This is a genomic window from Streptomyces rhizosphaerihabitans, assembly GCF_025399795.1.
In the GTDB taxonomy this organism is placed as follows: domain Bacteria; phylum Actinomycetota; class Actinomycetes; order Streptomycetales; family Streptomycetaceae; genus Streptomyces; species Streptomyces rhizosphaerihabitans.
Window position 1 is genome coordinate 1 of the sequence record NZ_JAODTZ010000241.1, and the last position, 208, is coordinate 208.

A 208-nucleotide genomic window follows, 5' to 3' on the forward strand; every position below is an offset into this window, starting at 1 on the left:
TGGGGCGCGCGTTCCTGGAGGACAGTGACCCGGCGCCGACGGTCGCGCGGATCAAGGAGTCCTTGCGGATCTCCCCGTACACGCCCGGCAGTTACGGCAGCAGCATCGGGTCCTACCTCCAGGGCAAGTCGCCGCTCGCGCCCTTGACCCCCGTCGACCCGCCGGCCTTCACCGAGGGCACCGGGCTGGTGATCAACACCCTCCCGCC

At 71.2% G+C, this 208-nt stretch carries 1 pseudogene; it reads left to right on the top strand.

Annotation, left to right across the window (positions count from 1 at the left end):
- Nucleotides 1-208 (top strand): annotated as a pseudogene (locus tag N4G66_RS45580) (DUF1254 domain-containing protein); the annotation flags it as partial.